This window comes from Paenibacillus xylanilyticus (genome assembly GCF_009664365.1).
Classification (GTDB): Bacteria; Bacillota; Bacilli; order Paenibacillales; family Paenibacillaceae; genus Paenibacillus; species Paenibacillus xylanilyticus_A.
Map to the genome: position 1 here is coordinate 2,647,448 of NZ_CP044310.1, position 26,209 is coordinate 2,673,656.

23 protein-coding genes are annotated in these 26,209 nt (G+C 47.8%); 18 read left to right on the forward strand and 5 right to left on the reverse strand.

What is annotated here, in order from left to right:
• Positions 1-72: 72 nt before the first annotated feature.
• The 3 genes from F4V51_RS12040 to F4V51_RS12050 all read right to left on the reverse strand — a co-directional run bounded on the left by F4V51_RS12040 (position 73) and on the right by F4V51_RS12050 (position 4,892).
• The gene (locus F4V51_RS12040) at positions 73-1,674 is read right to left on the reverse strand and encodes a response regulator transcription factor (RefSeq protein WP_153978133.1); all 1,602 of its coding nucleotides are present in this window, start codon (positions 1,672-1,674) and stop codon (positions 73-75) included.
• On the reverse strand, positions 1,652-3,469 hold the full coding sequence (locus F4V51_RS12045; RefSeq protein ID WP_153978134.1) for a cache domain-containing sensor histidine kinase: 1,818 nt from the start codon (positions 3,467-3,469) through the stop codon (positions 1,652-1,654). The genes F4V51_RS12040 and F4V51_RS12045 overlap by 23 nt, the downstream gene beginning before the upstream one ends.
• 133 nt (positions 3,470-3,602) lie before the next feature.
• On the reverse strand, positions 3,603-4,892 hold the full coding sequence (locus F4V51_RS12050) for a Gfo/Idh/MocA family oxidoreductase (protein ID WP_153978135.1): 1,290 nt from the start codon (positions 4,890-4,892) through the stop codon (positions 3,603-3,605).
• A 125-nt stretch (positions 4,893-5,017) separates the two neighbouring features.
• Here F4V51_RS12050 and F4V51_RS12055 point away from each other — a divergent pair, with 125 nt between their 5' ends.
• On the forward strand, positions 5,018-5,890 hold the full coding sequence (locus F4V51_RS12055) for an AraC family transcriptional regulator (RefSeq protein ID WP_153978136.1): 873 nt from the start codon (positions 5,018-5,020) through the stop codon (positions 5,888-5,890).
• A 132-nt stretch (positions 5,891-6,022) separates the two neighbouring features.
• On the opposite strand, the gene F4V51_RS12060 is transcribed toward F4V51_RS12055, so the two are convergent.
• The gene (locus F4V51_RS12060) at positions 6,023-6,967 is read right to left on the reverse strand and encodes a glycoside hydrolase family protein (protein WP_153978137.1); all 945 of its coding nucleotides are present in this window, start codon (positions 6,965-6,967) and stop codon (positions 6,023-6,025) included.
• Positions 6,968-7,337: 370 nt separating this feature from the next.
• Between F4V51_RS12060 and F4V51_RS12065 the strand changes: the two genes are divergently transcribed.
• The 10 genes from F4V51_RS12065 (at position 7,338) to F4V51_RS12110 (ending at position 16,970) form a co-directional block, all read left to right on the forward strand.
• Positions 7,338-7,784: a RidA family protein gene (locus tag F4V51_RS12065; protein ID WP_153978138.1), complete on the forward strand. Its 447-nt coding sequence runs from the start codon at positions 7,338-7,340 to the stop codon at positions 7,782-7,784.
• Between the two features lie 6 nt (positions 7,785-7,790).
• Positions 7,791-8,381 carry a GNAT family N-acetyltransferase gene (locus tag F4V51_RS12070; RefSeq protein WP_201281197.1) on the forward strand — a complete coding sequence of 197 codons (591 nt, stop codon included), beginning with the start codon at positions 7,791-7,793 and terminating at the stop codon, positions 8,379-8,381.
• Positions 8,382-8,398: 17 nt separating this feature from the next.
• Positions 8,399-9,214: an aminoglycoside phosphotransferase family protein gene (locus F4V51_RS12075; protein WP_153978139.1), complete on the forward strand. Its 816-nt coding sequence runs from the start codon at positions 8,399-8,401 to the stop codon at positions 9,212-9,214.
• Between the two features lie 30 nt (positions 9,215-9,244).
• On the forward strand, positions 9,245-11,425 hold the full coding sequence (locus tag F4V51_RS12080) for a class I SAM-dependent methyltransferase (RefSeq protein ID WP_153978140.1): 2,181 nt from the start codon (positions 9,245-9,247) through the stop codon (positions 11,423-11,425).
• Entirely contained in the window at positions 11,422-12,015 is a 594-nt protein-coding gene (locus tag F4V51_RS12085; RefSeq protein WP_153978141.1) for a histidine phosphatase family protein, read from the forward strand. Before F4V51_RS12080 ends, F4V51_RS12085 begins: the two co-directional genes overlap by 4 nt.
• Entirely contained in the window at positions 12,012-12,698 is a 687-nt protein-coding gene (locus tag F4V51_RS12090) for a 3'-5' exonuclease (RefSeq protein ID WP_153978142.1), read from the forward strand. The genes F4V51_RS12085 and F4V51_RS12090 overlap by 4 nt, the downstream gene beginning before the upstream one ends.
• A complete protein-coding gene (locus F4V51_RS12095; RefSeq protein WP_153978143.1) occupies positions 12,698-13,075 on the forward strand; it encodes a hypothetical protein in 378 nt (125 codons plus the stop codon). Before F4V51_RS12090 ends, F4V51_RS12095 begins: the two co-directional genes overlap by 1 nt.
• Positions 13,076-13,249: 174 nt before the next feature.
• Positions 13,250-14,257 carry an ABC transporter substrate-binding protein gene (locus tag F4V51_RS12100; protein WP_153978144.1) on the forward strand — a complete coding sequence of 336 codons (1,008 nt, stop codon included), beginning with the start codon at positions 13,250-13,252 and terminating at the stop codon, positions 14,255-14,257.
• A 118-nt stretch (positions 14,258-14,375) separates the two neighbouring features.
• Positions 14,376-16,031, forward strand: coding sequence for an AraC family transcriptional regulator (locus F4V51_RS12105; protein ID WP_236146746.1), 1,656 nt, complete (start codon positions 14,376-14,378; stop codon positions 16,029-16,031).
• 27 nt (positions 16,032-16,058) lie between these two features.
• The gene (locus F4V51_RS12110) at positions 16,059-16,970 is read left to right on the forward strand and encodes a GNAT family N-acetyltransferase (protein ID WP_153978145.1); all 912 of its coding nucleotides are present in this window, start codon (positions 16,059-16,061) and stop codon (positions 16,968-16,970) included.
• Between the two features lie 108 nt (positions 16,971-17,078).
• Here F4V51_RS12110 and F4V51_RS12115 read toward each other — a convergent pair whose 3' ends face one another.
• Positions 17,079-17,456, reverse strand: coding sequence for a VOC family protein (locus F4V51_RS12115; protein WP_153978146.1), 378 nt, complete (start codon positions 17,454-17,456; stop codon positions 17,079-17,081).
• Positions 17,457-17,707: 251 nt separating this feature from the next.
• Between F4V51_RS12115 and F4V51_RS12120 the strand changes: the two genes are divergently transcribed.
• From F4V51_RS12120 to infC, 7 genes are all read left to right on the forward strand, one after another.
• Positions 17,708-19,822, forward strand: coding sequence for a putative PEP-binding protein (locus F4V51_RS12120; RefSeq protein ID WP_162009928.1), 2,115 nt, complete (start codon positions 17,708-17,710; stop codon positions 19,820-19,822).
• Between the two features lie 219 nt (positions 19,823-20,041).
• A complete protein-coding gene (locus tag F4V51_RS12125; protein ID WP_153978148.1) occupies positions 20,042-21,979 on the forward strand; it encodes an LTA synthase family protein in 1,938 nt (645 codons plus the stop codon).
• 255 nt (positions 21,980-22,234) lie between these two features.
• Positions 22,235-23,242 carry an LLM class flavin-dependent oxidoreductase gene (locus tag F4V51_RS12130; protein WP_095287568.1) on the forward strand — a complete coding sequence of 336 codons (1,008 nt, stop codon included), beginning with the start codon at positions 22,235-22,237 and terminating at the stop codon, positions 23,240-23,242.
• Positions 23,243-23,310: 68 nt separating this feature from the next.
• Complete coding sequence (locus tag F4V51_RS12135; RefSeq protein ID WP_236146747.1) at positions 23,311-24,084, forward strand: metallophosphoesterase family protein; 774 nt, start codon at positions 23,311-23,313, stop codon at positions 24,082-24,084.
• Positions 24,085-24,192: 108 nt separating this feature from the next.
• Positions 24,193-24,516, forward strand: a complete 324-nt coding sequence (locus tag F4V51_RS12140) for a (2Fe-2S) ferredoxin domain-containing protein (RefSeq protein WP_153980669.1) — start codon at positions 24,193-24,195, stop codon at positions 24,514-24,516.
• 169 nt (positions 24,517-24,685) lie between these two features.
• The gene (locus F4V51_RS12145) at positions 24,686-25,618 is read left to right on the forward strand and encodes a manganese-dependent inorganic pyrophosphatase (RefSeq protein WP_153978149.1); all 933 of its coding nucleotides are present in this window, start codon (positions 24,686-24,688) and stop codon (positions 25,616-25,618) included.
• 97 nt (positions 25,619-25,715) lie between these two features.
• Complete coding sequence (gene infC / locus F4V51_RS12150; RefSeq protein WP_153978150.1) at positions 25,716-26,207, forward strand: translation initiation factor IF-3; 492 nt, start codon at positions 25,716-25,718, stop codon at positions 26,205-26,207.
• Positions 26,208-26,209 lie beyond the last annotated feature (2 nt).

Sequence of the window (26,209 nt, forward strand, 5' to 3'; positions counted from 1 at the left end):
GAATCCGCTTACATGATAACGGTGAACGTTCTGATAACCTCATCTTACCTGGGAGCCGACGCGGCCGGAATCTCATTTCTTCGGATTCTGACTAGTGATTTTTTCGGATTGAAGCACCCGGTACTCCGAAGGACTCATGTGATGCATCTTTTTGAAACGAGCGCTGAAATAGCTCGGGGAAGAGAAGCCTGTAAGCTCAGTGATATCCCATACACTCAATTGAGTTTCCTTGAGTAAGCGTGTGGCGTGTTTCATCCGGGTTTCCGTCAAATATTGAATAAATGAGATGCCTGCACCTTCCTTGAACATTTCAGAGAAATACGAAGGGTGATAGTTAAATTGCTCTGCGATGGAGGTGAGCGTAATTTCCTGCATGTAGTTATCTTCGATATAACCTTTCGCTGATTCGATCATGGTTGCTTCTGTGGTCTCAGGTGACTGCTGTCCGTCTACAAAATCCTGTGCCCACTGCATCAGCAGCCGTTCTGCTTGTTCGGGAGTCTCCAGCCACAGTACCCATTCAGGAGAGATCCAGTGAGATGATGTACCATAAGCTTGTCGCATGCAGTCCATGGCGGCAGACTCCATCAGCAGTGAAATTTGCAATAGACAGCGGATTAGACGGGAAGTGGATCTGTGAAAGGCATCGTCCAGCTCTTTTCGAATCATGCTGCGAAAGGAATCCAGGTCCCCCCGGAGAAGACAACGATGCATGGCGCGGTTGATCTCCTCGGGAATCAGGGGACTGTGATCCGTTACCTCTGCTGTCTGAGCGTACCCAGACTGTCGTCCAGCCAGGTTCCATGCCAGCAGGGAGTGGACGTAGCCTTCCTTCCAGCGTTCGAGTCCAGCCACCGTCAGCCCAATTCCAATCTGCACTTCCATTGTCAGATAGGACATGATCTGTACGCGGAGCCTTTCCGCGAATTCATGCTGCATTCCGTCCAAGATCATGAAATGCATGATTCCAGGATGTGATGTGTCCTGAAATACAAGTGCAGTTCCTGTATAAGATTCAGCAATCTCATGACAGACCATTTGAAATGGGAGATGCATGTCCTCCGGAATCCGGATTTCGGAAGCAGGGGCATGGCTCGTTTCCCGCAAACCTGCAGTCAGGAAGCAGACGTCCGAATGCTGCCATTCTTCCAGATGAAATAATCGGATTCGTTCAGGCAGTGAAGAAGGAGGCAGCTTGTTACCCTTGACGAGATCCAGAATAAAGTGTGTTTTCATCTGTTGATAGTATTGGGACAGACGCCATTGCATCCTTTCGGATTCATCCCGAGCCTTGCGTTTCTTATCCAGTTCATCCTTGATTTTGATCAATGCCGCTTTCAATTCTCCCCGGGTTACCGGCTTCAATAAGTAGTCCATGGCATGATTACGAACACCGGCTCTCGCATATTGGAAGTCCTCATATCCCGTGATAATAATGATTTCAATAGATGGATTGTCGGTTCTACAGATGTCGAGCAGCTGCACGCCATCCATGACCGGCATATTCATATCGGTTAGGAGCAGATCATAGTGTCCCGATTGGAGCAACCGAGCGGCTTCCACTCCGTTTGCGGCCTCACCTGAGATGACAAAACCCATTCCACTCCAGTCTGCTTTCAGCTTCAGGCCTTCACGGACCTCAATCTCATCATCAGCGATCAATACGTTGTACATGATTTTCCTCCTGTACGGGAAGAACCAGTTCAATACAAGTACCCTGGGTTTCCCCGTTCGTTATATGAATGGCAAAGAGGGAACCGTAATGCAGCCGGCACCGGGCAACTACGTTGCCAAGTCCAATATGCCAGCTTGAATGGCGAAGCATGGGTTCAAGCTGGGCTGTAACACTCTCAGAATCCTGCAGCCTGGTGATGATATCCTGAGGCACCCCCGGACCATTGTCCTTAATCTGGAGGTGCAGATGTTCCTTGTTCCTGCAGATTCGAATATGCACCTCAGCAGTCGTTTGATGTTGAAAACTGTATTTGACTGCATTTTCGATCAGCGGCTGCAGAATAAACTTGACTATAACGAGGTGTTCCAGCCTGCCCGATTCTTGGGTGGAAATATCGAGCTTGGGTCCGAAGCGGGTTTGAAGAATGGAGATGTAGTGGCGCACGTAAGTAAGTTCCTCGGCCAGTAACACACGATCATCATTCGTATGCATGGAGTACCTCATCATTTTCCCGAGATCCTCAATGACCTGCACCGTGTCGTCCGTTCGGCGCTGCATCGCGAGACTGCTGACCAGTTCCAGCGTGTTGAACATAAAATGCGGATTAATCTGCATGAGGAGGGCCTTATATTCCGCCTGCTGTCGAAGCAGCTTCAGCTCAAATTCATTCTGGATATGCTGTCTAAGCCGGATGATCATGTAACGAAACGTAGATATCACATAACTAATCTCGCTCTTAACATTCTGGTCTGGGGGAAGCAGGGATTCGGCCTGGTCAAATGCACCCCGCTGTACCTGTCTCATCGCCAGAACCAGGCGAGTTAAGGGCTTGGTTACGCCGTAGGACAGCCAGGCCGCAGCACACAGGGACACCAGGATGATGACAATGGTCACTACAAATGTTGTCGTTTGGAGTTTGTGCAGAGAGGAATACATCTCTTTTTCCGGTGCCAGACCGACCAGCATCCAGCCTGTTCGCCCGAGTTTTTTGTATACCATCATGTCTCGTCCGCCCACATCATTGGTCAGGTATTCAACGCCTGATTTTGGTGTGCGGTTTCGAATATGCTCGATGTCGGATAGCGTTCCGGCCCCAAGCTCGTGTGCTTGTTGGGAGAGGAGGGGGCGACCTTGTTCATTGAGCAGAAAAATGGTGCTGTTCTTGGCCAGATGAATCCGGCTGAGAGGTTCGAGGAAATAGGACTCGCTTACATTGACCTTCATGACATTCCGCGCTGTAGCATGATGGAAGGTACCCAGCGGCATCAGCAGGCTCACCACCGGGTTGCCATGGTCCCTGACCCTTTCATGAACGTCGGTATGTGCAGCCAGCCACCGGTCTCCAGATGTGAAGAAGTTCGTATACCATGGTTCTTGAAAAAACGAAGGATTGTTAACGACCTGATTTTCGCCGCCAATCCGGAGCCCGTTTAGTCGATAGATGGACACATCGGAAATGCTGGTATAGCTGTTCGTGGCCTGCGTCAGAAAACGGCTCATGGCGAGATTAGCCAGCATTTTCTCCCCCTCGGACAGTTGTGGATCACTCATGGCGTTATCCCAGCTTTTCGCCATATCGCTATTGAAGACGAGAGAGGCTACATCATAAATTTGCATTTGTACCATATCGATGTAAGAGCCGTATTCCTCCATTTTCTCGAGAGCAGAGGACTCGATATAGGAACGAATTACAGCCCTGGATTCCGCAAACAGCAGGAAGGAGAGCGTGCCGAACGAGAGGACGAACAGGACAAGAATCAAGGCAATTAATCGGCTTTTTAATGAAAAGAACATCCATTTCCTCCTTCAACTTGGTGATCATTCCATGTTCGCTTCTGGCTCTTAAGAAGAGATTGCAAATGGAAAAAAGACCGCGTAAATACGCAGCCTTGAATCATGACCGTTCGAGGATCAACTTGCCATCAAATTAAAACTGAACCAGGCTCTTGATGTGGACCGGCAACCCGGTTGAAATCGCACGGTTGGCTGCAATACCGGTCAGGATCGATCTTGCTCCATCAATATGGTTGGCAGCACGAGCATACGGATCTTCCGCAGGCTCGCCAAACAGATCATTGAGCAGAACCGGATCGCCTCCGCCATGGCCGCCTTTTTGCTCTTCGACATGCACCTCATATGGAGCATCGAACATGGGCAGCACACGAAGCGTTTTGCCGATCAGGGCGCCTTCGAGACTTTTATCCCCGAGTGAATTGACATAGGACTGTTCAACGATGGACATCTCGATTCGTCCTTTGGTGCCGTTAATGGCTATACGGTATCCTTCCCACGGCTGGTAGGCAACAAGGGAATACGTCAAAATGGCTTTGTTCTGATACTGGACAAGCACGCCCATCGTATCCTCAATGTTAATGCCATCTCCGAATACGCTCTGATCACGCTGGTAACCGTCCTCGGGCTCTGCATCCAGATACATCGCTTTGAGGTGCGCATCCGAATCCAAGTGGAGGGCAAAAGGATCTTCCTTAGCGAGCGGGTTGCCGGTGGCGCGATTGTAAAATTGGGTAACGCCGCGTTCTTCGGCATTTTCCCGCCCATAATACATGAGATCACCGAAGGCAAAGACCGTTTCGGGCTGGGAGCCCATCCAGAAATTGACGAGATCAAAATGATGGGTGGATTTATGGACGAGTAAACCTCCGCTGTTACGTTTGTCGCGGTGCCAGCGACGGAAGTAGTCTGCACCGTGCCGGGTATTGAGCAGCCATTCGAAATGAACGGAGGTTACTTTACCGATGGTATCGTTCATGATCAGCTCACGGATCTTGGTATGATGGGGAGCATATCGGTAGTTGAAGGTAACGCGGATATTTCGCCCGGTCCGTTTGGCAGCATCGAGGATATCCTGGCATTTGTGCTCATCGATGGTCATGGGTTTCTCGGTCACGACGTCACATCCTAGCTCCATCGCGCGAATAATATACTTGTGATGCGTACGGTCAACGCTGGTCACAATGACGGCATCGGGTTTCTCGTTCTCAATCATCTGGTCAAACTGGTCTGCTGTATAGGTAGGAACCTCATTGTATTGATATCGTTCTCGCAGCAGTTGATTCGCATAATTCATCCGCGTTTGATTAATATCACAAAAAGCTGCAAGCTCAGATTGGTCACGGAAATTTTTCGCTAATGCTCCATAAAAAAATTCTGCACGGCCACCGGTGCCGACCAGTACATAGCGTTTTTTGCTACCCATATCTATCGCCTCCTTGAATATAGCTCTAGCCTATAACAAGGGAATACTTCTTTCGCCGCATTTTTTGCGTAATCGCTTTCAAACCCCGCTTATTTTGCTATAATCCTTGAAAAGGGGGCTGCTTCATGTCACAGCCGTTTCGAGCGGTTTACCACGATTCCACCGGACATCTGGATATTGAATATGATCGCAGGGTGGGCTATTATTCCATGACCGCGGATCATCTCCACGATCATTATGAGCTCTATTATCTCCTGAAGGGGGAACGCATCTATTTTATTAAAGACCGTTCCTACCATGTCAAAGCCGGGGATTTTGTATTTGTTGACCGGAATGCTGTACATAAAACCCTGGAAAGCGGAAGGCCTGATCATGAACGAATTGTACTGTATCTGAAGCAGGAGCTTTTTGAAGAAATGAGTATTGCCCCTGCGTTGATGGAGGGGTTAAAAGAGCCCTTTGAATGGGAAGTTCCGATGTTAAGACTTCCATCACCTATTAGCGAAACGGCAGAACGGATCATTCAAGAAATGATTGATGAGATGATTCAGCCTAAGGCTGGGAGCAGCCTGCTGCTCCGCCACCGCTCCATTGAATTGCTGCTTCTCGCATATCGCAATCAGGAGCAGGGGAGGGTATATCCTGTCGAGAGCGAGCCGGTCCTTCATCCGAAGACGCAAGCCGTTGTTCGCTTCCTGAATGATAATTATCGGAACCCTCTAACGCTGCCAGAAGTTGCGGCAGAATTTCGAATTAGTCCACATTACCTCAGTCGGTTATTTAAACAAACCACGGGTTTTACTTTCATTGATTATTTGAATTTGCTACGCGTGAAGGAAGCGCAGCGGCTGCTGCGCGAGAGCGAGGACTCCATTACGGAGATCGCCTGGCGGGCAGGCTTCAGCAACTTTTCTCATTTTGGCAAAGTGTTCAAGCGAACCGTACAGATGTCTCCACGAACATACAGGCAGGGGGATGGGAAGTCGCGTCCTTCATAATCAATGCAGCGATTACAGGATCATGCGCAGATCATCCAAAAAGACCTGATTAAGCCTGCATCAGCAGGAACTTGTTCAGGTCTTTTCCGTATTTTTCACAATATAAAGATGCTAATCATCTACCTCATGGGTTCAAACCGAAATAGGACTCGCATCTGTCTCCGGACGGAGCTTCAATTGCAGTTCTTCATCCCGATTACAGACCATCACCCCATTCACCACATCCAGGCGTGCAGCTTGAATGGAGGAACGACGAGCAGGCTCACTGGCATGATCTACTCCTTCAATGCGATCGGGATGGGTGAAGTAGAAAATATAAGCTGTATCATCCTGGACCACTACATCTGCATGCAAACCGATAACGCCATCGTCTTCACGTGTCCCCGGCTGGTCGAGAATCATGCTGTTCCATACCCAATTCTCCAGATCATCCGATTGGTATACAGCCTGTCCTCTCCATTCATCCACAATCATCCAGTAGGTGTTATGAAAGCGGAAAACGTTGGGTCCTTCGTGGGCGCGACCTGTAATGACGGGACCGATAACATCCCAGTGGTAAAGATCCGTGCTGTCTGCAGCATAGGTATGCGATCCATTTGCCTCATCTTTGTACCACATCCGAAACCGCCCATCCGGCAGCGGATATATACAGGCATCAATGACACGGTTCGAGCTGAGCTCCAGTTTGCCATGATAAGTCCAGGTCAGCAGATCCGGGCTTGTGTAATGCAAAATGTGGCGGTCATGATTCGGCCAGTCATGGGGCACGCCTTGAATATAACTGACATACATGTGATATGTGTTATCATGCCAGAAAATTTCCGGCGCCCAGAACGTATTATGTCCCCATTCATGCTCCAAACCAGTTAACGTACCACGATAGGTCCACGTCTGCCCTTCATCGGAGGATGAGGCAACGCCGAGATCCGTGCCATGAACCCAGGCGAATTTCGGTCCTCCTGCGGTAGCTCTGCGGTTGGTGTAGATTATCCACCAGGTCTGTTCAGCGCGGTTCCATACCACGACCGGATCAGCGGCTCCATCGAAGATGGGGTCACGGAATAAGGGTGCATTCAAGATAACGTCCTCCTTTGAGTAGACAGATCATTTCTGTACTTGTTTATAACTATCGTAATAGAGAATAACAGGAATTACAATATAACGTTTTCAAAAGGATAGAATTAATATATGGAATAATCCTGTGAGAGGGATTGCAACGTAGAAGTGTTTTTGGATGATCCAATGATCTGATAAACTATAAGTAGCGAGATTAGAGCATAACGTTACTTCATCAAAGTGACATTCATAGAAATCGAAAAGTTATAGTTCATCATGTTCAAAGCGAATCATTGCTTAAGCCTAAGATGGAGCGTATATTAATGTTTATCCAAAATAGTAATATATTGATAGGTTTACGCTTAAACATTGTCTCTTGGGAGGGAAAGCGATGATAGCAGCGAGATTGAATGAACTGGGGATTATTTTGCCTGAGGCAAGTGCTCCGGCTGCAAAGTATGCTAATGCGGTTATAGTAAATGGATTAATGTATGTATCAGGGAAAGGTCCGGATACGTTGGAGCGTGGCAAATTGGGAGAGGACTTCACGACCGAACAGGGATATGAATTTGCCCGAAATGCCGGGATTCAGGTGCTCGCTGTAGTCCAGGATGTGCTGGGTTCACTGGACCTGGTGAAACGTGTGGTCAAAGTTCAGGGTTTTGTTAACGCATCGGCTTCTTATCAGGAACATCACAAGGTGTTGAACGGGTTTTCAGATTTAATGATGGATGTATTTGAGGAAAAGGGCGTGCATGCACGTTCGGTTTTTGGAGCTGTTTCCGTCCGGGATAACCTCCCCCTTATTGTGGATTCGATATTCCAAGTAGAGGAGTAGGAGACGATGTCTAACATGGAACCAATAAATCCAATTATGCTGTCCTTTCCCGAGCGCTTCGACACAGCTCGTCTCATGATCCGAGCTCCAGAGTGGGGAGATGGCTCAGAAGTCAACGAGGCTATTCGCGAGAGTGTTGAGCAGCTGCGGCCATGGCTGCCATTTGCCGAAAAGGTACCTTCGCTTGAAGAATCTGAAGCACATGTCCGCAAAGCAAGATTACAGTTTATGGAGCGGACAGATCTTGTTCTTCATTTGCGAGATAGGCATACTGATGATTTTGTAGGCAGCAGCGGCCTGCATCGTATCGATTGGAATGCACGCTGCTTCGAGATCGGCTACTGGATCAGATCGTCGCGTGCAGGTGAAGGATTAATGACGGAAGCTGTCCAGGGAATTGAGCAATTTGCAATAACATATCTGAACGCTAACCGTCTGGAGATTCGCTGTGATTCTCGGAATGTACGCAGTGCCAAGGTCGCTGAGCGTGCAGGTTACACCCTGGAAGGCATACTGCGAAGTGTGCGCCGGGACAGTACAGGTATCCTGGTCGATGTCATGGTGTTTAGCAAAATCAGAGGCAAGGAATTCGAATAAACGCTGGAGGCTAAAGTATGAAGCTTATCGGTCAAGGTCGAACTGCGGACATCTACGCCTACACTTCCGATCAAATTTTGAAGCTGTATCATCGTAACTTTTCACTTGAAGCCATCCATAATGAATTCAGAATTACACAGTTGTTAAATGATAAGAAATTACCCGTGCCTCAGGCACGAAAAATTATGGTTGAAAGAGATCGTACAGGTATTGTATTTGAACGGATCGAAGGTCAGACGATATTCTCCATGATGTTCCATCAGCCTTCAAGCTTTCAAGATTTAGTACATCAGATGGCTGCCTGTCATCAGGTGCTTCATGCCCAAAGTGATGATGAGAGAGTTCTGCCTTCCCAGAAGCAGGTTTTGTCAGGGGCCATTCAGAGAACACAGCTATTGTCTGCAGAAGACAAAGCCCGGATACTTGATTATCTCACCCGTCTCCCTGAGCAAATACAGATCTGTCACGGTGATTACCATCCCGATAATGTCATGATGAACGAGATCAAGAACGGCTACGATGTTATCGATTGGATGACAGGCATGTCAGGCGATCCTGCAGGTGATGTGGCGCGCAGTTGGGTTATCTTAACGAGCGCATCGCTGCCGGAGGATGCTGATCCTGCGATACGATTGGGGTTTGAAAGGTCTCGTGATACGCTAGTGGACGGGTATATCAACCATTACATGCATCTATCAGGCTTAACCTGGCAGGAGATCGAACGATGGATTCTGCCCGTTGCAGCTGCTCGCCTGGAAGAGAGTTTGCCTGGGAATGAAGCAGAAAAGGTGCTGAAACTTGTGAAGGATCGATTGAACCGTCTAGACAGATGAATTGAACTAAAATAACGAGGTGAATGTCACATGCTGCACTCATTAGAAGCCATACATTCTTATAGAACAGGCAACATCCCAGAGGATAAGCAGCAATTATGGCTGCAGCTGCTGGCGGCGGCCGAGCAGCCTCATATTAATCTTGAACGCATTCATTCCATGGCTGAACTGGAGGGAACCAATCCCGTTCTGGATTACGTCGAGCGGACTTTGCACGTCCTAGATCAACTGAACATTTCCTTTTGGGTGCGAGAGATCGTGGAGGAAGTACTGGTCTGGTCAGAGATAGCCAAGGCAGGTTCATTGCATCAAAGGAAGGCGTGGCAGCGCGCAGGGGTGAATCTGTTTGTACACAATAGGGGTTCTGCACAGTTATACAGGGAGTATGTTATCCATCGCAGTACAGGAAACATCGGTAGTGACGATAAAGCTGCGGCCCAAGTTAATGAGGAGAATCCAGTTCAGAAGAAAAAAGCTACGCCAAGACAGGAAATGATCTATGCTCTCATTGGAACCCATGGACTGATTGGACAATACATACGCGGGGAGATACCTTTTGCCGAGAATGCTCCGCTGCATGCTTTTATTACTCATGGCTGGCTGACAGCTGAAGAATTGCACACGGTTCTGATGGCGCTCAACCAATGCATCATTGCTGGCGTTGATCCGAAGCTATGGCGGCAGGTTGAAGCGGAAGTAGAACGAATAGTTGGATGGATTATCAGCGAACCGAGTCACGCAGACTGGCATTTGAAGGAACGTTTATCCCGGCTCCGAAGCTCTTCCATTCGCAATGGGGAGGCGCTGGATGAGGCGTACGCTAAGCTGCAAACAGAGATTGATGTAGACAACATGCTGGCTCCTCTGTCTCATCGTACATTGTGGTATGTGGAATCTGCCCTGCGGGATTTTTCCTTGCAGGAAATGGTAAAAGTGTTCCTTCTCTCACTGCATCATGGAGATATGTCTCAAACGGCAGACAACAGAGACGATGTACGTCATATCAGTTTTGAACCGTTAATGAATACGATGTATTACGACTATAAAGGTGTCAAAAAGCTGAACATTTACAAAAAACGAATGATTGAAAAGTACCTTGAACAATGGTCATGGGAGCAGATTGAAGAGGAACAGTCGGTCGTTTATCCGCATCTGACTCATCGCCTAGTACGTCAACCGGACCTGCCGGATACGGTTTTTGTGACCTTTGAGTTCTCGCCGGCGGCGGAGAAGCTGATTGCATTCTGTATTGAAGCGGAGAAATCACCGCTATATGAGAAGGCTGTATTGCTGCTCTTTGATTTGTTCGGACTGCGGCGTGATGCGTATGACCGGTTCCATAATGAAGAAACGTATTTGGCGGACATGAACAGCTCGGGGGATTATAAAAAAGTGCTGCTGGACTATATCGTTGGCAAGCGTGTACTCGATATCGGTCCAGGTGGCGGAGTTCTGCTGGATCTTATTGAGCAGGAGAAGCCGGAAGTGGAGCCGATAGGCATTGATATTTCTGCCAATGTCATCGAAGCGCTGGAGCGCAAGAAACAGCGAGAAGGTCACCGCTGGCAGGTCATGAAGGGGGACGCCCTGAGGCTGGATCAATACGTGCAGCCAGGCACGGTGGATACGGTAATCTTCTCTTCTATTTTGCATGAATTGTACTCCTATATAGAGCGGGATGGACGGAGATTTAACACGGATACGGTTGTCGCAGCACTTCAAAGTTCGTTTCATGTTCTGTCGCCGGGTGGAAGAATCTTAATCCGGGATGGCATTATGACAGAGCCTCAAGAGCAGACAAGACGGATTCGGTTTTTGGAACCTGATGGTATGCAGTGGCTGGAACGATATGCTCAGGACTTTCAGGGCCGGAAGATTGCGTTTGAACGTATTGCTGAGAATGAGGTGGTTCTTAACATTAATGATGCCATGGAATTCCTGTATACGTATACGTGGGGTGAAGAGGCATACGTTCATGAAATTCAGGAACAGTTCGGCATCTTTACGCCATCGGCTTACGAGAACTGTATTCGTGAGGCGCTTGGTGAGCAGGCAGAGATTATTAAGCTGGAGCATTTTCTTCAGGAAGGATATACCGAGGCACTTGAGGGACGCATTGTGTTCATGAAGGAAGACGGACAGCCTGCACCCTTGCCAGACAGTACCTGCCTGCTTGTGATTGAGAAGAAGAAAGGACTGGCTGACGGATGAGTAGAGAGTCCAGAACCATCTTGTATTTTGTGCGGCATGCTGAATCCGCCTATGTGGAAGGACAGGAACGAGAGCGAGGACTCACAGAGCGTGGGTGCCGAGATGCAGCGATTGTTGCAGAAGTTCTCAGTCAGGAGCAGATTCAATGGTATTATTCCAGTCCATACCGGCGGGCGGTTGATACCATTCAGGAACTGGCTGACAGGTCGAGCGCCCCTGTGTTGATGGAGGAAGATCTGCGCGAACGCCAATTATCCGATGAACGTGTTAAACATGCCAATTTTCTTGAATCCAAATTACGATTGTACCAGGATCCTTCCTTTGCATACGCTGGCGGGGAATCAGGTGAACAGGCAGCTTCTCGGGCCGTAGCCGTAATTCATCGGATCCTGAACAACCACGCAGGACAAAAAGTAGCGATCGGGACACATGGAGATGTGATGACCCTGATCTTCCAATATTACGACTCGTCCTACGGATATGAGTTCTGGAAAAGTACGACGATGCCGGATATCTATAAGCTGGAGTTTAACATGGAGCATGAATTGGTACAGGTCACCCGTCTGTGGCAAGGGGGGGAGAACTTATGAAAATCACATTTAACCCTGATCATTATGTAATCGACGATCTGCACGTCCCTAAGCTGCATGAGCATCTGTACTGCATATTTGATCTGGAGGGAACAGGCATTCTTCCGGATCGGGAGAGCGTAACCCAATTCGGAGCGATGGAATACAAACGTGGAGAGGTTGGCCATTCAACATTCTCCACGCTGTCACGTGCTAGCAAGCCGATACCGGATGCTGTAGCAGAGTTAACGGGCATATCAAATGCGGATATGAAGACTGCTCCTGCGTTTGTTGAAGCCTATCATTCATTTTCTACCTTTATCGGGGAGAGACTTCTCGTATCCCATGCTGGATATGAATATGATCTGCCCATACTGAAGCGTCACTGCGAGCAATTTGGCGTGAAGATGTTTAGCAATAAGGTGCTGGATACAAAAGCGATGTTTACCTATATTCATCCTGAGGTGTGTGAAGTCATATCTACGGATTATCTGATTCGGCATTATAATATCGATACAGAGGGCATTCGAAGGCATGATGCTTTGGCGGATTGCGACGTAATCGCTCGGATACTTGATCATCTTCTGCAGGAATATGAGGAGAGAGGGCTGGATCATTTTACAGCCGATCCGACTCGCAGCATACGAAGATTCGAAATACCTGAAATGTACAGCAGCATCACAGAAGATGGAGGGAGTACCTAATGAATAGAAGAGAGGCAGAGAAGCTTCTTAAGGAACTTAATGAAGGCAGGCTCATTACTAATGAGATGTTTCAAGGGCTGGATATCGACAGCTACCTGGACAAGCGCGATGATTCGGCTTTTGCAGATGAATGGATGTCGGCATACCAGAGGTGGGTACAAGATGCTGATTCTATCGCGGAAGACGAACTGCTTCGTGCTTCGAGGGAACAGGCATTCAAACAGACGCTGCACCATACAGGTGATCCCGAATTGGCCGGTTATGTGAGTGATGATATTGGCCTTATTGGGGCTGCAATGCTGCAGGGTGAGAGTGAGCATACCTTCGTAAGTCAATTGCTTGAGAGTTACCATAACGGAAAACTGCCTCTGCAATAGCAGGGGCAAGGGTGGCCTGTATCTTTCGTTTGTATAAAAAAATGGATTCAAATGTGTATTGTAAGTGCGGTAAGGCATAAGTTACAATTCACCTTAGACATTAATTGAGAATGATAATCATTGTAGATGAACATTCTCTTTAATACAGCTAATTACATAGGGGTGGAGAATAGCATGGCAAATTTGATTAAAGGGATTAAAGGTTGGGGAATTACAGTGCTGGTCATGGCCGTATTCATCGCGGGATGCAGTTCGAATTCAGGAGCAACGGAGGAACAGGCTCAATCGCCAGTAACGGAGAACGCAACTGCTGGCAGTGGCAATTCATCCGAGTCGAGCCAAGAAGCAGAAACACGTGTGGTACAGGATGAATTCGGAGATGTAACGATTCCGGTTCATCCGCAGCGCATTGCCGGGATTTACGTGGAGGATTATCTCAAGGCTCTGGATATCACACCTGTCGTGCAGTGGTATAATCCGATGTGGGGCGTACAGGACTATCTGAGTCTGGATGTGCCTCAATTTGACACTACGGGCAGCATTGAAGCACTATTGGAATACGATCCGGATCTCATCATTGTGGATGGTGGAGTAGACAGGGAAAAATATGAGATGTATTCCAAAGTGGCACCGACATATCGTTTACCTGAAAGCATCCTGCAGGATTCCGAGCAGATTCTGGCTAAGATTGCCGATATTGTAGGGGAACAGGAAAAAGGTGTGGAAGTGGCTGCGGCTTACGAAGAGAAAATCAAGGATACCAAAGCCAAGCTGGCAGAAAGCGTAGGAGACGAGACCGTGGCGGTTGTCCGCTTGAATGTGGATGATAACAGCTTGGTGCTGTTTGGAGTAAAAAACCGCTATACCGGGTTCATATATTCAGAGCTTGGGCTGACACCCCATACCCTGGCTGGGAGCATGGAAGCTTTCCAGGAGGTTCTGTCCGAGGAAGCGATCCCGCAAATCGATGCAGATCGGATCATCATATTCCCTTCGGATGGAGATTGGTCCTCTCCGGAGAATCAGGAAGCTATCAAGGTATTGGATAGCAAGCTGTGGAATTCTTTGCCGGCCGTGAAAAGTAATAAAGTATACAAGATGGAGAGATCTCACTGGCAATCAGGTGCAATTACAGCAAACTCGATGAAAATGGATGATCTTCTGGAACAAATGACGCCGTAATGAACAGCCATAGATAGTAAAGTAAAAAAAGAAAGCTCCTCAACCAGGGTTGAAGAGCTTTCTTTTTTGGTTTAGACTATTCCTAATGATAACAATTCTCAATTAAGGCGGATGACAAATGTCTCATACCATAGAACAGATACTCCCCATGCCCTGGCTGTGTTCACTTCAGCATATTCAATACGTTCAAAACTCTGTCTTGGCTTACAATGGTTTAGAATTCACATCGTCGAAGGGCCATTCGATCGTTGTAGTCACCCAAGGACAGGGAGAACTGCTGGCGCAAGATGTCATCTTCAAGTTAAAAAAAGGGACGATTCTGTTTTTCCCTTCTGATATACCCGTCTTACCTCTGCAAACTGGAGATGGGTCAGAATCCAAGCTGCATTATTATAAGCTTGATCTGATCGCTGGTGAGACAAGCAGGATTGGATCCAACACTCCACTCGAAGAGACAGGTCCTGCTTTTCCGCAATCGCAAACCATCTCCGAATCCTCATCGCCTATTGAGTTGTCCTACACCCCTTGGAGCTCCTGTCTGGATATATTGAATCAACTGTTACAGCAGCAGGCGACCGAGGATTGGCTGAAACAATGGGACTGGCAGCTTCGTTTCCAGGAATGGTTCCGGATGCTGCTTTTGCAGAATGATTCGAGCCATGCTTCCATGGATCATCGAACTCGCTTACAACAATCCATTCGCTATATCCGTGATCATTATAACGAGCCCATGACGGTGGATGATCTGGCAGCGGGTACCCAGCTTACCAGGTCCAGCTATACGCGACAATTCAAGGAGATGACCGGCAAGCTTCCTCTGGATTATGTAAATTCGATCCGCTTGGAACGTTCCAAACAACTATTACAGCAGACAGATGATCGCCTGCACGATATTGCCCAAAGTGTCGGATTCAGCAACGAGTATTATTTCAGTCGTCGGTTTAAGCAATATGCTGGCATCTCACCAGGAGTATACAGACGTCATTATCGTCAGGACGTGCGAGTATTTGCACCGTACCTCGAAGATTTTGTTTTAGCGCTAGGCGTGGAGCCTGTGCTTCAATACGCTCACCATTTGTGGGGCAAACAGCACTACTTGGGGATGGATGATGTTCCTGAATTCGATGTGACCCATCAGGATGCCATGTTTCAAGAGAACCATAAGCCGGACTTTATTATGCTGAGTGATGGCTATGAGCGGTGGAATCTGGCCCGTTTTGAACAGGTGGCGCCTACGTTTTATGTGAATCATAAGGGTGAGGACTGGCGCTCCATATTAAGATCAACAGCGGATGTATTGGGAAAAGGAGATCGGGTTAGGGATGTCGTAGGTTTATATGAAGAAAAAGCTCGTGAGGCCAACGCTCAACTAACACGATCTGCGCAAGGAAAGACAGTAGCCTTCTTGCGGATCACTGCCTCAGAAATTGTGTTGTATGGTGCACAGCAGGGTTATGTGGGACCTGTGATGTATCAGGATTTGGGGTTAACGCCACATCCTCTGGTGCAGCAATGGGCATTGAAAGAACGTAGAGTCAGCATAAGCGCTGAACAATTGAAGCTATTGCATGCGGATCATTTATTTATTACATTTGACTGTCTGGATTCGTCAACAATCGGAGAGGAACGGAAGCTGCTGGACAGCAAGGAATGGCAACAGCTTTCCGCGGTGAGAAACGGATGTGTTTACGAAGTGGACTTTCTAACATGGATGAATTACGGGGTTATCTCTCATGGGAAGAAAATCGATGATATCCTGCGTGTGTTGGCCTAAACAACCACCTCTGGAAGGAGAGAAGTCATGGAACGTAATATTACTCAGAATATGGATAAGTCAGTGGTCGCTAAGTTTATTGCGGAGTTGAATCAGCACCAGGAGCATCATATTGGGTATTGCGGCAAGGATGCGCTTGAAATTGAGCAGGCAATGATGGATGCTTTCGGGGATCAACCGGACCTGTGGATTAGTACCCTGTATGAGGATGGGCAGCTGACAGGAGTGCTTGGGATGGATACAGATACGGATACAGGGACTGTAGAGTTGTGGGGTCCATTTATTCAGTGCGCTCCTGAGCAGTGGCAAGAACTTGCAATCCGTTTGTGGCAGCAGGGAATAAACAAGTTAACTGAAAACCGGATACATATCCGAAAAGTGTACGGGTTTTATAATGAACATCATGCGAATGGCATCGCGTTCATGAAGGACAAGGGAGCTAAGCTTGGGAGCAGGCAGGTTATTTTGCATAATCGATCATTGAATGAAGTAAGCCTGGATCAGGGTGAAAATAACAGGATTCAGACTATTACTCCAGAACAGTATTCATCTTTTATCCAGTTACATGATTCCACCTTTACCGGAACGTATTACGATGGTGAAACACTCATTCAGCGCTCAGGCAAGGAGCATCATCATTTATACGTTCTTCCTGGCTCGGAAGAGGAGATTCGCGGATATGTCTATGCCGAGGCTGATCCTGAATTTGGTGAGGGCAGTATTGAATATATTGCGGTGAATCTGGATTACTCTAGGGAGGGACTGGGTTCGCTTTTACTAAACAAGGTGCTGTATGAGCTGAATCAGGAGAGCCAAGTGAGTGAAATCCGCTTATGTGTAGATGAAGTGAATTCTGGTGCACGATCGTTATACCGTAAAGCTGGCTTCGAAACGGAGCATGTGCTGGAGCTCTATCCATTAGAACATATATATGAATAACAGATATAAAGGCGGCTGACTCATAGTCAGACGCCTTTTTTGTGTAAATACGAAGGGAAATCAGAGCGCTCGCCTAAGAGTGGAGCACAGAGCCAGATTCCAAGGAATCTAAGCTCTTTCCATGACAGCGAAGTAGTTGTTTTCATCATCTGCAAAGTTGAATACTCTTCCGCCCGGAATCGTAACCAGTTCACCTAACGTAACCTGCTTGCTGGCCAAGTCCGCATAGAGCCCGTCGAGATCTTTGGTGAAAAACATGAGCGAAGGTGTACCCAGATTCAACTCGGGGGACATTTTGGATACGAATTCCTTGTCGTGAAGGATAATGGTTGTCTCAGCACCTTCTTCAGGCGCAATTTCAATCCAGCGCATACCCTCGCCGTTGACTTCGGAGACCACGTGAAAGCCTGCTTTTTCTGTCCAAAATTGAAGGGCCTTGTCCTGATCGTTGACATACAACATGATTTGACCAACTTTGCTAAACAATGATACTCACTCCCCAGTTATCGTATTGTTCCAACCTTGAATTGATAGGATTCACCATTCTTAAGTTCATTTGTATGAGTCATTTTTATAATACCATAAATCCCTTTTGATCAACGTTTACATTCCGAGTACAAAATGCATACACAGATGTCCTTGACTGCGCGTTTGCATCATACCATTAATTAGAGGGTGATTCGCAACAACTGAATACCTCTAAGCATAGCCATGGAATGGCGGATGGGAGCGCTGTAATGACGACACGGGTAGTTCTGTTGGAAGAAGGCACGGCAGAGATGAAGGGACTATTGGGCAGTAAAGGAGCCGCGCTTGCGGAGTTATGCCAGGCGGGGTGGCCTGTTCCGGCAGGATTCACCATTACAACGGAATACTGTCACGAGTTCCTTAGCTGCTCAGAAACAACTATTGCCGAAGGTTCCGAAGATCTGGCCAAGGCAGTCCGTCAGCTGGAACAGCATACAGGCACAGCCTTTGGTGATCCGGAGGCTCCGCTTTTGCTAGCTGTGCAATCCAGTGACGTGCTTCCACGGAATGCGAACGCCTTGGTGCTGCTAAGCGTAGGACTTAATGACATTACAGTAGAGGGATTTGCCCGGCGAATCAACAATCGCCCGTATGCACTCAACTGCTACCGGGTGCTGCTGCAGAATTATGGCTGGTTGGTTCATGGGATCCCGCTTGAGGTTTTCGATGAACGATTGGGCGATATCACGAGTTTGGATGAAACGAGACTGGAGTACGCTATAGCGCAATATAAAGGCGTCATTGAAGAACAGGGACATCCTGCCTTCCCTCAGGATGTGCAGCTTCAACTGCACAGGATCATCACGGCATTCTCCCTTTCTGATTCAGGATTGCATAACCAAACCTTGAGCTCCAATTCGATCGCCTATGGTAGGCCTGTTTTGATTCAGGTGATGGTGAATGGAGAGTGTGGAGAACGCTGCGGAAGCGGTACAATCTACTCACGTCATCCACTGACTGGGGCCCAAGGGATCTATGGCGAATACATGTCGTTTGCAGGCTCAGGGTATGACCTGGAGGAACTGGAACAGATCAGGCATGTGGAACCAGAGCTGATTGGCCAGCTGTTGCAAGCGAGCCGTGAGCTGGAGAGAGTGAACACCGCTGTTCAGGAAATTAAATTTGTCATTGAGTCGGGGAAGCTTTACCTTTTACAAGCACGAGATGCACGTTTAACTCCTGAAGCTGTGATCAGGACCATAGTGGATTTTGCAAATGAAGGTCTGATAACCAGGGAAGAGGCACTGCTGCGTGTCGAGTCTTCTAACGTAATTCCCACATCTGAACTTCAGCAATTGCTTGAATGGGCCGATGATGTGAAAAATATAACGGTACTCGCCAATGCAAGTCATCCTCGTGATGCTGCCATGGCCCGTACGCTTGGAGCCGACGGAATTGGCATCTGCCGAACCGATCAGATGTTACTGTCTTCGTCGCGGATGCCTTATGTACAAAAGATGGTGCTGGCCGAAACGGACGTTGAGCGCAAACGAGGTCTTGAACGGCTGCTGCCCATGCTGCAGTCCGATGTGGAGCAGATTTTTGAGGAAATGAACGGATTTCCGGTAACGATTAGACTATTCGATCCTCCATTATATAAACTTCTCCCGGATGTGGAACAGTTGGTGGAACGCCAAGAAGGATTACAGGCAGGGCATGCAGGAGGACATGATGTGAATCAGGAGGAGCTGAGTCGCATGGTCCAGCTTGTAGAGCGGCTGCATGAGCAGCATCCGATCAGCAGGCAGTATGGATGTCATCTTGGAACCGTTTTCCCAGAAATTTATGAAATGCAGGCAGAAGCCGTCTTTCGTGCAGCACTCAAATGCATCCGCCAGGGATTGTGGGTTCGCCCCGAGATTCTCATAACGTCAAGAGGACCAGGTAGTGAGCTGCAAGTAATCAGAGAACTGATTGATCAAGTGGCTGAACAGATCCTGGGGGAGGAGAGACGTCACTGCCATTACAGGGTAGGCTCGCTGATTGAAGGGGCTCAAATGGCACTGACCGTGGCACATACAGCCAGGCAGGCTGATTTCCTGTCATTTGGAGCAGAGATTCTGCATCTGGATGGGGGAGAACAACTACTGGAACGCGCTGTCGTTCAGGCTCGGCTCCGTAAACCTCATTTGAGAGTAGGACTCTGCGCGGAAGAACAAGTTGACCTGAGTACCTTTACCTACAGCCAGCGTATGGGATTGGATTACGTAAGCTGTCCACCTGAACAGGTGGCTTTCGCCAGAATTGCTGCGGCCCAGGCCGTAGTCATTGCACGGATGCAGAACAGTAACGTACAGGATGATGATATATCAACTACAGCTTAACCTAGAAGATTGACACAAGCCAATGAACGTCTTCCTGTAGGTAAATTATAAAATTATATTAGGTGTTCTTGTCCTAATCTCAACGGGGACTGGATGCCGCAACATGCTGGTTACAGGAATTCCGGTCCGTTCATGGAATACAAATAGCAAAACTGTTATACTGAAATATGCGTTTTGTAAAACGAACGTAAAATTTCAGATAAGGGTTGAAAAGCGACCATGTTTAATTCCAAAAACGAACGGACCTCCTCACGGATTTTATTTGCCGTCTTGTTTATCCTTATGCTGCTGAAGCTGTCGCTTTTGCGGTATTTCTTTTTCCAAGGGCTGTCCGGGATCGGTCTGGTGACGGATGCATTAGGAGCTCTGACTGTCGTCTGCATCCTAGATCTCATTGTGCCGAAACGCTGGAAGCGGGTTGTGTACGGCGGGTTTAACCTGCTCTTTTCCCTCGTGTTGTTTGCAGCAACGCTGTATAACGTGCATTTCAGCTCCGTACCCACATATACGGCGCTTAGCGAGATTGGGCAGGTTGCACAGGTACGGGGAAGTATTGGACCACTGATACGGCCTTCCCATTTTTTGTTTTTTGTTGACATTGTGCTTGCACTGCCAGTTTGGCTCATGATGCGTCGTCGGCGGTCGGGTGTCAGAAACGGAAGTTACCGGGACAGCGGGCTGCATTTCGGAAAAATGCGCAGAAGATACTGGGGCAAGCTGGGGGTAGCTCTTACCGCTGCATTCTGTATCGTGCTGTCAGGCAGTTTTATTGTCAAAGGTGAAACCATTGATAACGAACTGGTGCGGGCTGAGAATCTCGGATTTCTGAATTATCAGGTGTCCTCGGCCATATTGACCAGCAAAGAAAACGAAGCTATTGCGAATGGCAATATTAATGAAACCATCGACAAGATTAATCAGCTGGTGAGCCAATATCCATATCAGGACAAAACTAACCAGGGGTCGGCAATCAAAGCCAAATATTTTGGTGAAGCCAAAGGCAGCAATTTGATCGTATTGCAATTGGAATCCTTTCAGAATTTCCCGATTAACGCTTCCCTGGATGGTCAGGTATTGACACCGGTACTGAACGATTTAGCCAAAGAAAGCTATTATTTCTCTCATTTTTTCCAACAGATCGGTCAGGGAAATACTTCGGATGCCGAGTTTATGTCCAATACGTCCATCTATCCAACCGGGGTTGTTCCGATGTCAGCCGGATATAGCGACCGCGAGCTGCCAAGCCTACCGAAGCTGCTTCGTAACGAAGGCTACCAGTCGGAGACTTTTCACGTAAATGACGTAACCTTCTGGAATCGGAACAAGATGTATCCGGCCCTCGGTTTTGATCGATATTTCGATAAGCCGAGCTTTAAGAATGACCGCTTTAACGATTTTGGTCCTTCGGATGAGGAGTTATATCGTGTAGGTGTGGAAAAAATGGCTGCGCATCAAGCGGCAAATCAGCCGTTCTATGCCCAGTTCATTACCGCATCGAGCCACTCACCGTTCACGATTCCAGCGGATCGGGCGCGCATTACCATTCCTGCAACGATCACGAACACATTGCTTCACGATTATTTGCAGGCTATTAATTACACCGATTATGCCGTTGGTCAGCTCATTGAAGAGTTGAAATCGAACGGGTTATGGGAGAATACAACACTCGTTATCTATGGGGATCACTTCGGCTTGCCCGCAAATGATGAGATTACCGAACAGATTCAAGCGAACCTGAATGTTCCGTATGATGGTAAGGTGAGCCGTTTTAATATCCCACTTTTGATTCACACGCCTAACCAGGTTAAGGGTCAATTGATTGAACAGCCTGGTGGTCAGCTCGATATTCTGCCTACAGTCATGAACCTAATGGGTGTTTCGTTAAAAGAAGAACAGTTCACTGCATTTGGGCATGACCTGCTGAATATGGACCACAATGCATTCGGTATACGGTATTACTTGCCGACAGGCTCGTTTGTCAACAATGACATTATGTTTATACCAGGTGCAGGTTTTGATGACGGAACAGCATATTCGCTTAAAACATATGAACCGGTTACCGATCTGGAGCCGTATCGTTCCGATTACGAGCATGTGCTCAGCCTCATGAGGCTGTCTGACGAGTATGTGAAGCTGCTGCCCAAACGAGCACCATAATCAGACCATAAAGCTATAAAGCTTTGATTCAAATAGGAAGTGCCACCAGCGGCTGCTGGTGGCACTTTTTTATTCACTGTAGATGGGACCGTGTATATTAAGGAAGCAAGAGGAACATGTATCTAATTGCAATTCCACAGATACGAATAAAGAGATTTTGAAACTGTAATTAATAATGTTACAATGAAGTAGATGTGAATTTTGGCATTCGAAAAATATGGCCAGCAGCCCATTCGACGAGAGGAATGAATATAGATGAAACTTAGTGTACTCGAACATGGACATATCAATGAAGGACGCAGCGTACAGGACACACTGCAGGAGACTGTGACGTTAGCGAAGCATGCCGATGAACTGGGGTACTCCAGATTCTGGATGTCAGAGCATCATGGCGGCGGAGCATTGTCCTTCTCCAGTCCGGAGGTTATGATTGCTCATGTTGCAGCTCATACCGATCGGATTCGGGTTGGTTCCGGTGGGGTAATGCTGCCGCATTACAGCGCCTACAAAGTCGCGGAGAACTTCCGTCTGCTGGAGGCACTGCACCCTGGACGTATTGACCTCGGCATTGGCAGAGCACCAGGAGGCATGCCGATTGCGAGCCGGGCTCTGAATGAGGGCAAGGCTTCCAATGTACAATTTTTCCCGCAGCAAATTGCTGACCTGGGCGGTTATTTCCACGAGCAGCTGCCAGAGGATCACCGTTTTGCATCCCTGGTAGCCGGCCCGTCTGTACCAACGGTGCCTGAAGTATGGCTGCTGGGCTCCAGTTCGGAAGGTGCCCGGATTGCGGCAGCACAGGGAACGTCCTATGCATTTGCACAGTTTTTCGGAACACCTGGCGGGGAAGAAGCGATGAAATACTATCGTAGACATTTCAAACCATCGATTCTGAATGACAAACCTCATTCCATGATTGCCGTAGCGGCCTTCTGTGCAGAGACGGAGGAGGAAGCAGCAGAGCTGGCCCGTAGTAATGAGCTGTTCTTTTTGCGTCTGGGCAGAGGATTAGAGCAGAGTTCATTTCCTTCGCTGGAAACAGTTCATAATTATCCTTATACTGCGATGGAAATGGAACAGATTCGCCAGCGCCGCTCCTTCTCCATTATTGGTACACCGGATCAAGTGAAGGACAAAATTACGGCCATGGCAGAACGTCATGAAGCAGACGAGGTCATTATTGCATCAGCCATTCATTCGTTTGATGCACGCCTACGCTCTTTTGGCCTGATTGCTGAAGCTTTTGGTCTCAAGAAGGATTAGAGCCGGTTGAACTGGAATTTATATTCTAAGGGGTTGGAGTCCCGCTATGCGGGGCTTCAATTGTATTCTTGTGTAAGCAGAGAGGAGGAATTCACATTCGCAGATGTATCATAAGTGATATTCATGGCTGTTATGATGAATTCAATGCGCTGCTTCGTCAAGTACATGTTGACCTCAATCAGGATGAACTGATTCTCCTTGGAGATTATGTGGACCGGGGACCGAAAAGCCGGCAGGTGGTTGAGCAGATCATGGAACTTAGGGAGAAGCATGGTGTAGTGGTGATCAAGGGAAATCATGATGCGATGATGGTCAAAGCTCTGATGAATGACGTGGAGGAGTATGATCTGCACTGGATTCGCAATGGCGGATTGCAGACACTGGGCAGTTATGTGGAGATTGATTTTGATGAGCAAGAGATCGATTGGACTGCCTACACGGAAGCCAAGCAATGGATTCGCAGCCAATACGAACATCATCTCCGTTTTCTGAGTGAACTCCCCCTTGTTCATGAAGTACCCGGTTATATCTTTGTGCATGCAGGAATCAATCCGGATGTAGAGGATTGGCGCAGCCAGCCTGAACGGGACTTTATTTGGATTCGGGAGGACTTTTACTCCAGGCCCACATCCATCCCGGATACGGTGGTATTTGGACACACACCAGTGAAGCACCTGCATGATCGTGCAGATATCTGGTTTGACCCTAGTGGTGACAAGATCGGCATAGATGGCGGATGCGCGTACGGTGAGCAATTGAACCTGCTTGAGATCGGTGAGGATGGCCGTTTACAGACGTTTCATGTGAAAAGGGGAGAGACTGGAGAAGGCTTGGCAGATTAATATTTGCATTGCGTATCCAGGTTCCGTGTGCTACTTTATATTTTTAATGAAAGATACCTGATTATCAATCAATACATATCATAGAAGTCGAGGGGAATGAACCGAGTTTTGGCTATTTATAATCTGGATCAACTTCAGCACCACATCCTGCTCTGCAACGGTGGTACTTGCATGCGGAACGAAGGAGAGGAAGTCACTCAGGCTGTACGGGATGAAATTCAGAAGCAGCAGGCCGGTGGATTTATTCATACAACACGAACACGCTGTAACGGGCAGTGTGACGATGCTTGCGTGACGATCGTGTATCCGCAGGGAGACTGGTATGGCAAAATGACCCCGGAATCCGGCCGTGCATTGGTACAGGCACTCTGTGAAGGGGAGAAGCTGGAGAGTCACCTGATTGCGAACGTGGCTCAACCGTCCTCCAAATAGTACTGCAGGCTTTCTTCCTTTTACAGTGATGAAGCAGACCTTGAGAACGAATTTCAATCAATTCGCTGTTAAGGGTTTGGAATTAAGTCTTATTGACGCTATAATCAGTAAGGTATGATTTGAATTATGACATGATTATTCTAATCACAATTGACGGAGGGCTATAAATATGGAAAAAGCGTTAATCTTTGGTCACAAAAATCCAGACACGGATACGATCTGTTCTGCAATTGCGTATGCGGATCTCAAAACTAAACTGGGACAGGACGTTGAAGCTGTGCGTCTTGGTGAAGTGAACGGTGAAACTCAGTTTGCACTGGATCATTTCAAGGTAGAAGCTCCTCGCCTGATCAAAACGGCTGCGAACGAAGTAAACAAGGTTATTCTGGTCGATCACAATGAGCGTCAGCAAAGTGTAAGCGATATTGAAGAAGTGACTGTAGCAGAGGTTATTGACCATCACCGCATTGCTAACTTCGAAACAAGCCAGCCTCTGTATTTCCGTGCAGAACCAGTAGGCTGCACAGCAACCATTTTGAATAAATTGTACAAAGAAAACGGCGTTGAAATTAGCGCACCGATTGCAGGACTGATGTTGTCCGCGATCATTTCGGATTCCCTGTTGTTCAAATCCCCAACTTGCACAGAGCAGGATGTAGCAGCAGCACGTGAGCTGGCTGCCATTGCAGGTGTGGATGCTGACAGCTATGGTTTGGATATGTTGAAAGCCGGTGCCGATCTGAGCCAGAAAACCATTGCAGAACTGATCTCCCTGGATGCCAAAGAGTTTGCCATGGGACAAGCCAAAGTGGAAATTGCACAAGTAAACGCCGTTGACGTTAACGATGTGCTTGTAAAACAACCGGAACTTGAAGCAGCGATTGAAGCGATTATTTCAAGTAAAGGGCTGGATCTGTTCCTATTCGTCGTAACGGACATTCTAAATAATGATTCCGTTGCACTGGCTTATGGTAAGTCTACCAAAGCAGTTGAACAAGCATACAATGTGACACTTTCCGATAGTAAGGCATTGCTGAAAGGCGTCGTGTCTCGCAAATCGCAAATCGTCCCTGTTCTGACCGAAGCATTCAATAACCTGTAATTGAACCATCCGGCACGAACATAGCATTAGTCTGATCCAAGCCTGCTCTGATCTGTCATAGGTCAGGACAGGCTTTTGCCGTAAAGGAGGATACATCATGATCAAGAACGAAAAGATCAAAGCATCCGAGATTGAACTGACCGGACTGAACGGTGAAGATCTCGGCATTATGTCCACAAAAGAAGCTTTGACACTTGCCAAGCAGCATAAAGTGGATCTGGTATGCCTGTCCCTGATGACAAGCCCGCCACCCTGCAAACTCATCCGTGCCGGAGCAGCCAAAGAGGAAGCTCAGCAGGAGAAGAAAAAATCCGGTAAATCGCCGGACAAACGCAAGGTTAAGGAGATTCGTCTCAATTTGCAGATGGAAGACCATGACCGGGATACGAAACAAGCTCAGGCGGAGCGTATCTTGAAAAAAGGTGACTCGGTTAAGCTGGTCATACAGGTACACGGAAGCAAAGAAGGCGCCGCAGGTAAGGAGTGGGCAGAGCAGCTAAGCAAGTCGCTGGCTGAATATGGAACGAAAACAACAGGTATTCAGGTAAGTGGTAAGCAGGTTGTTGTGCAGTTGGACCCAAACACATAATA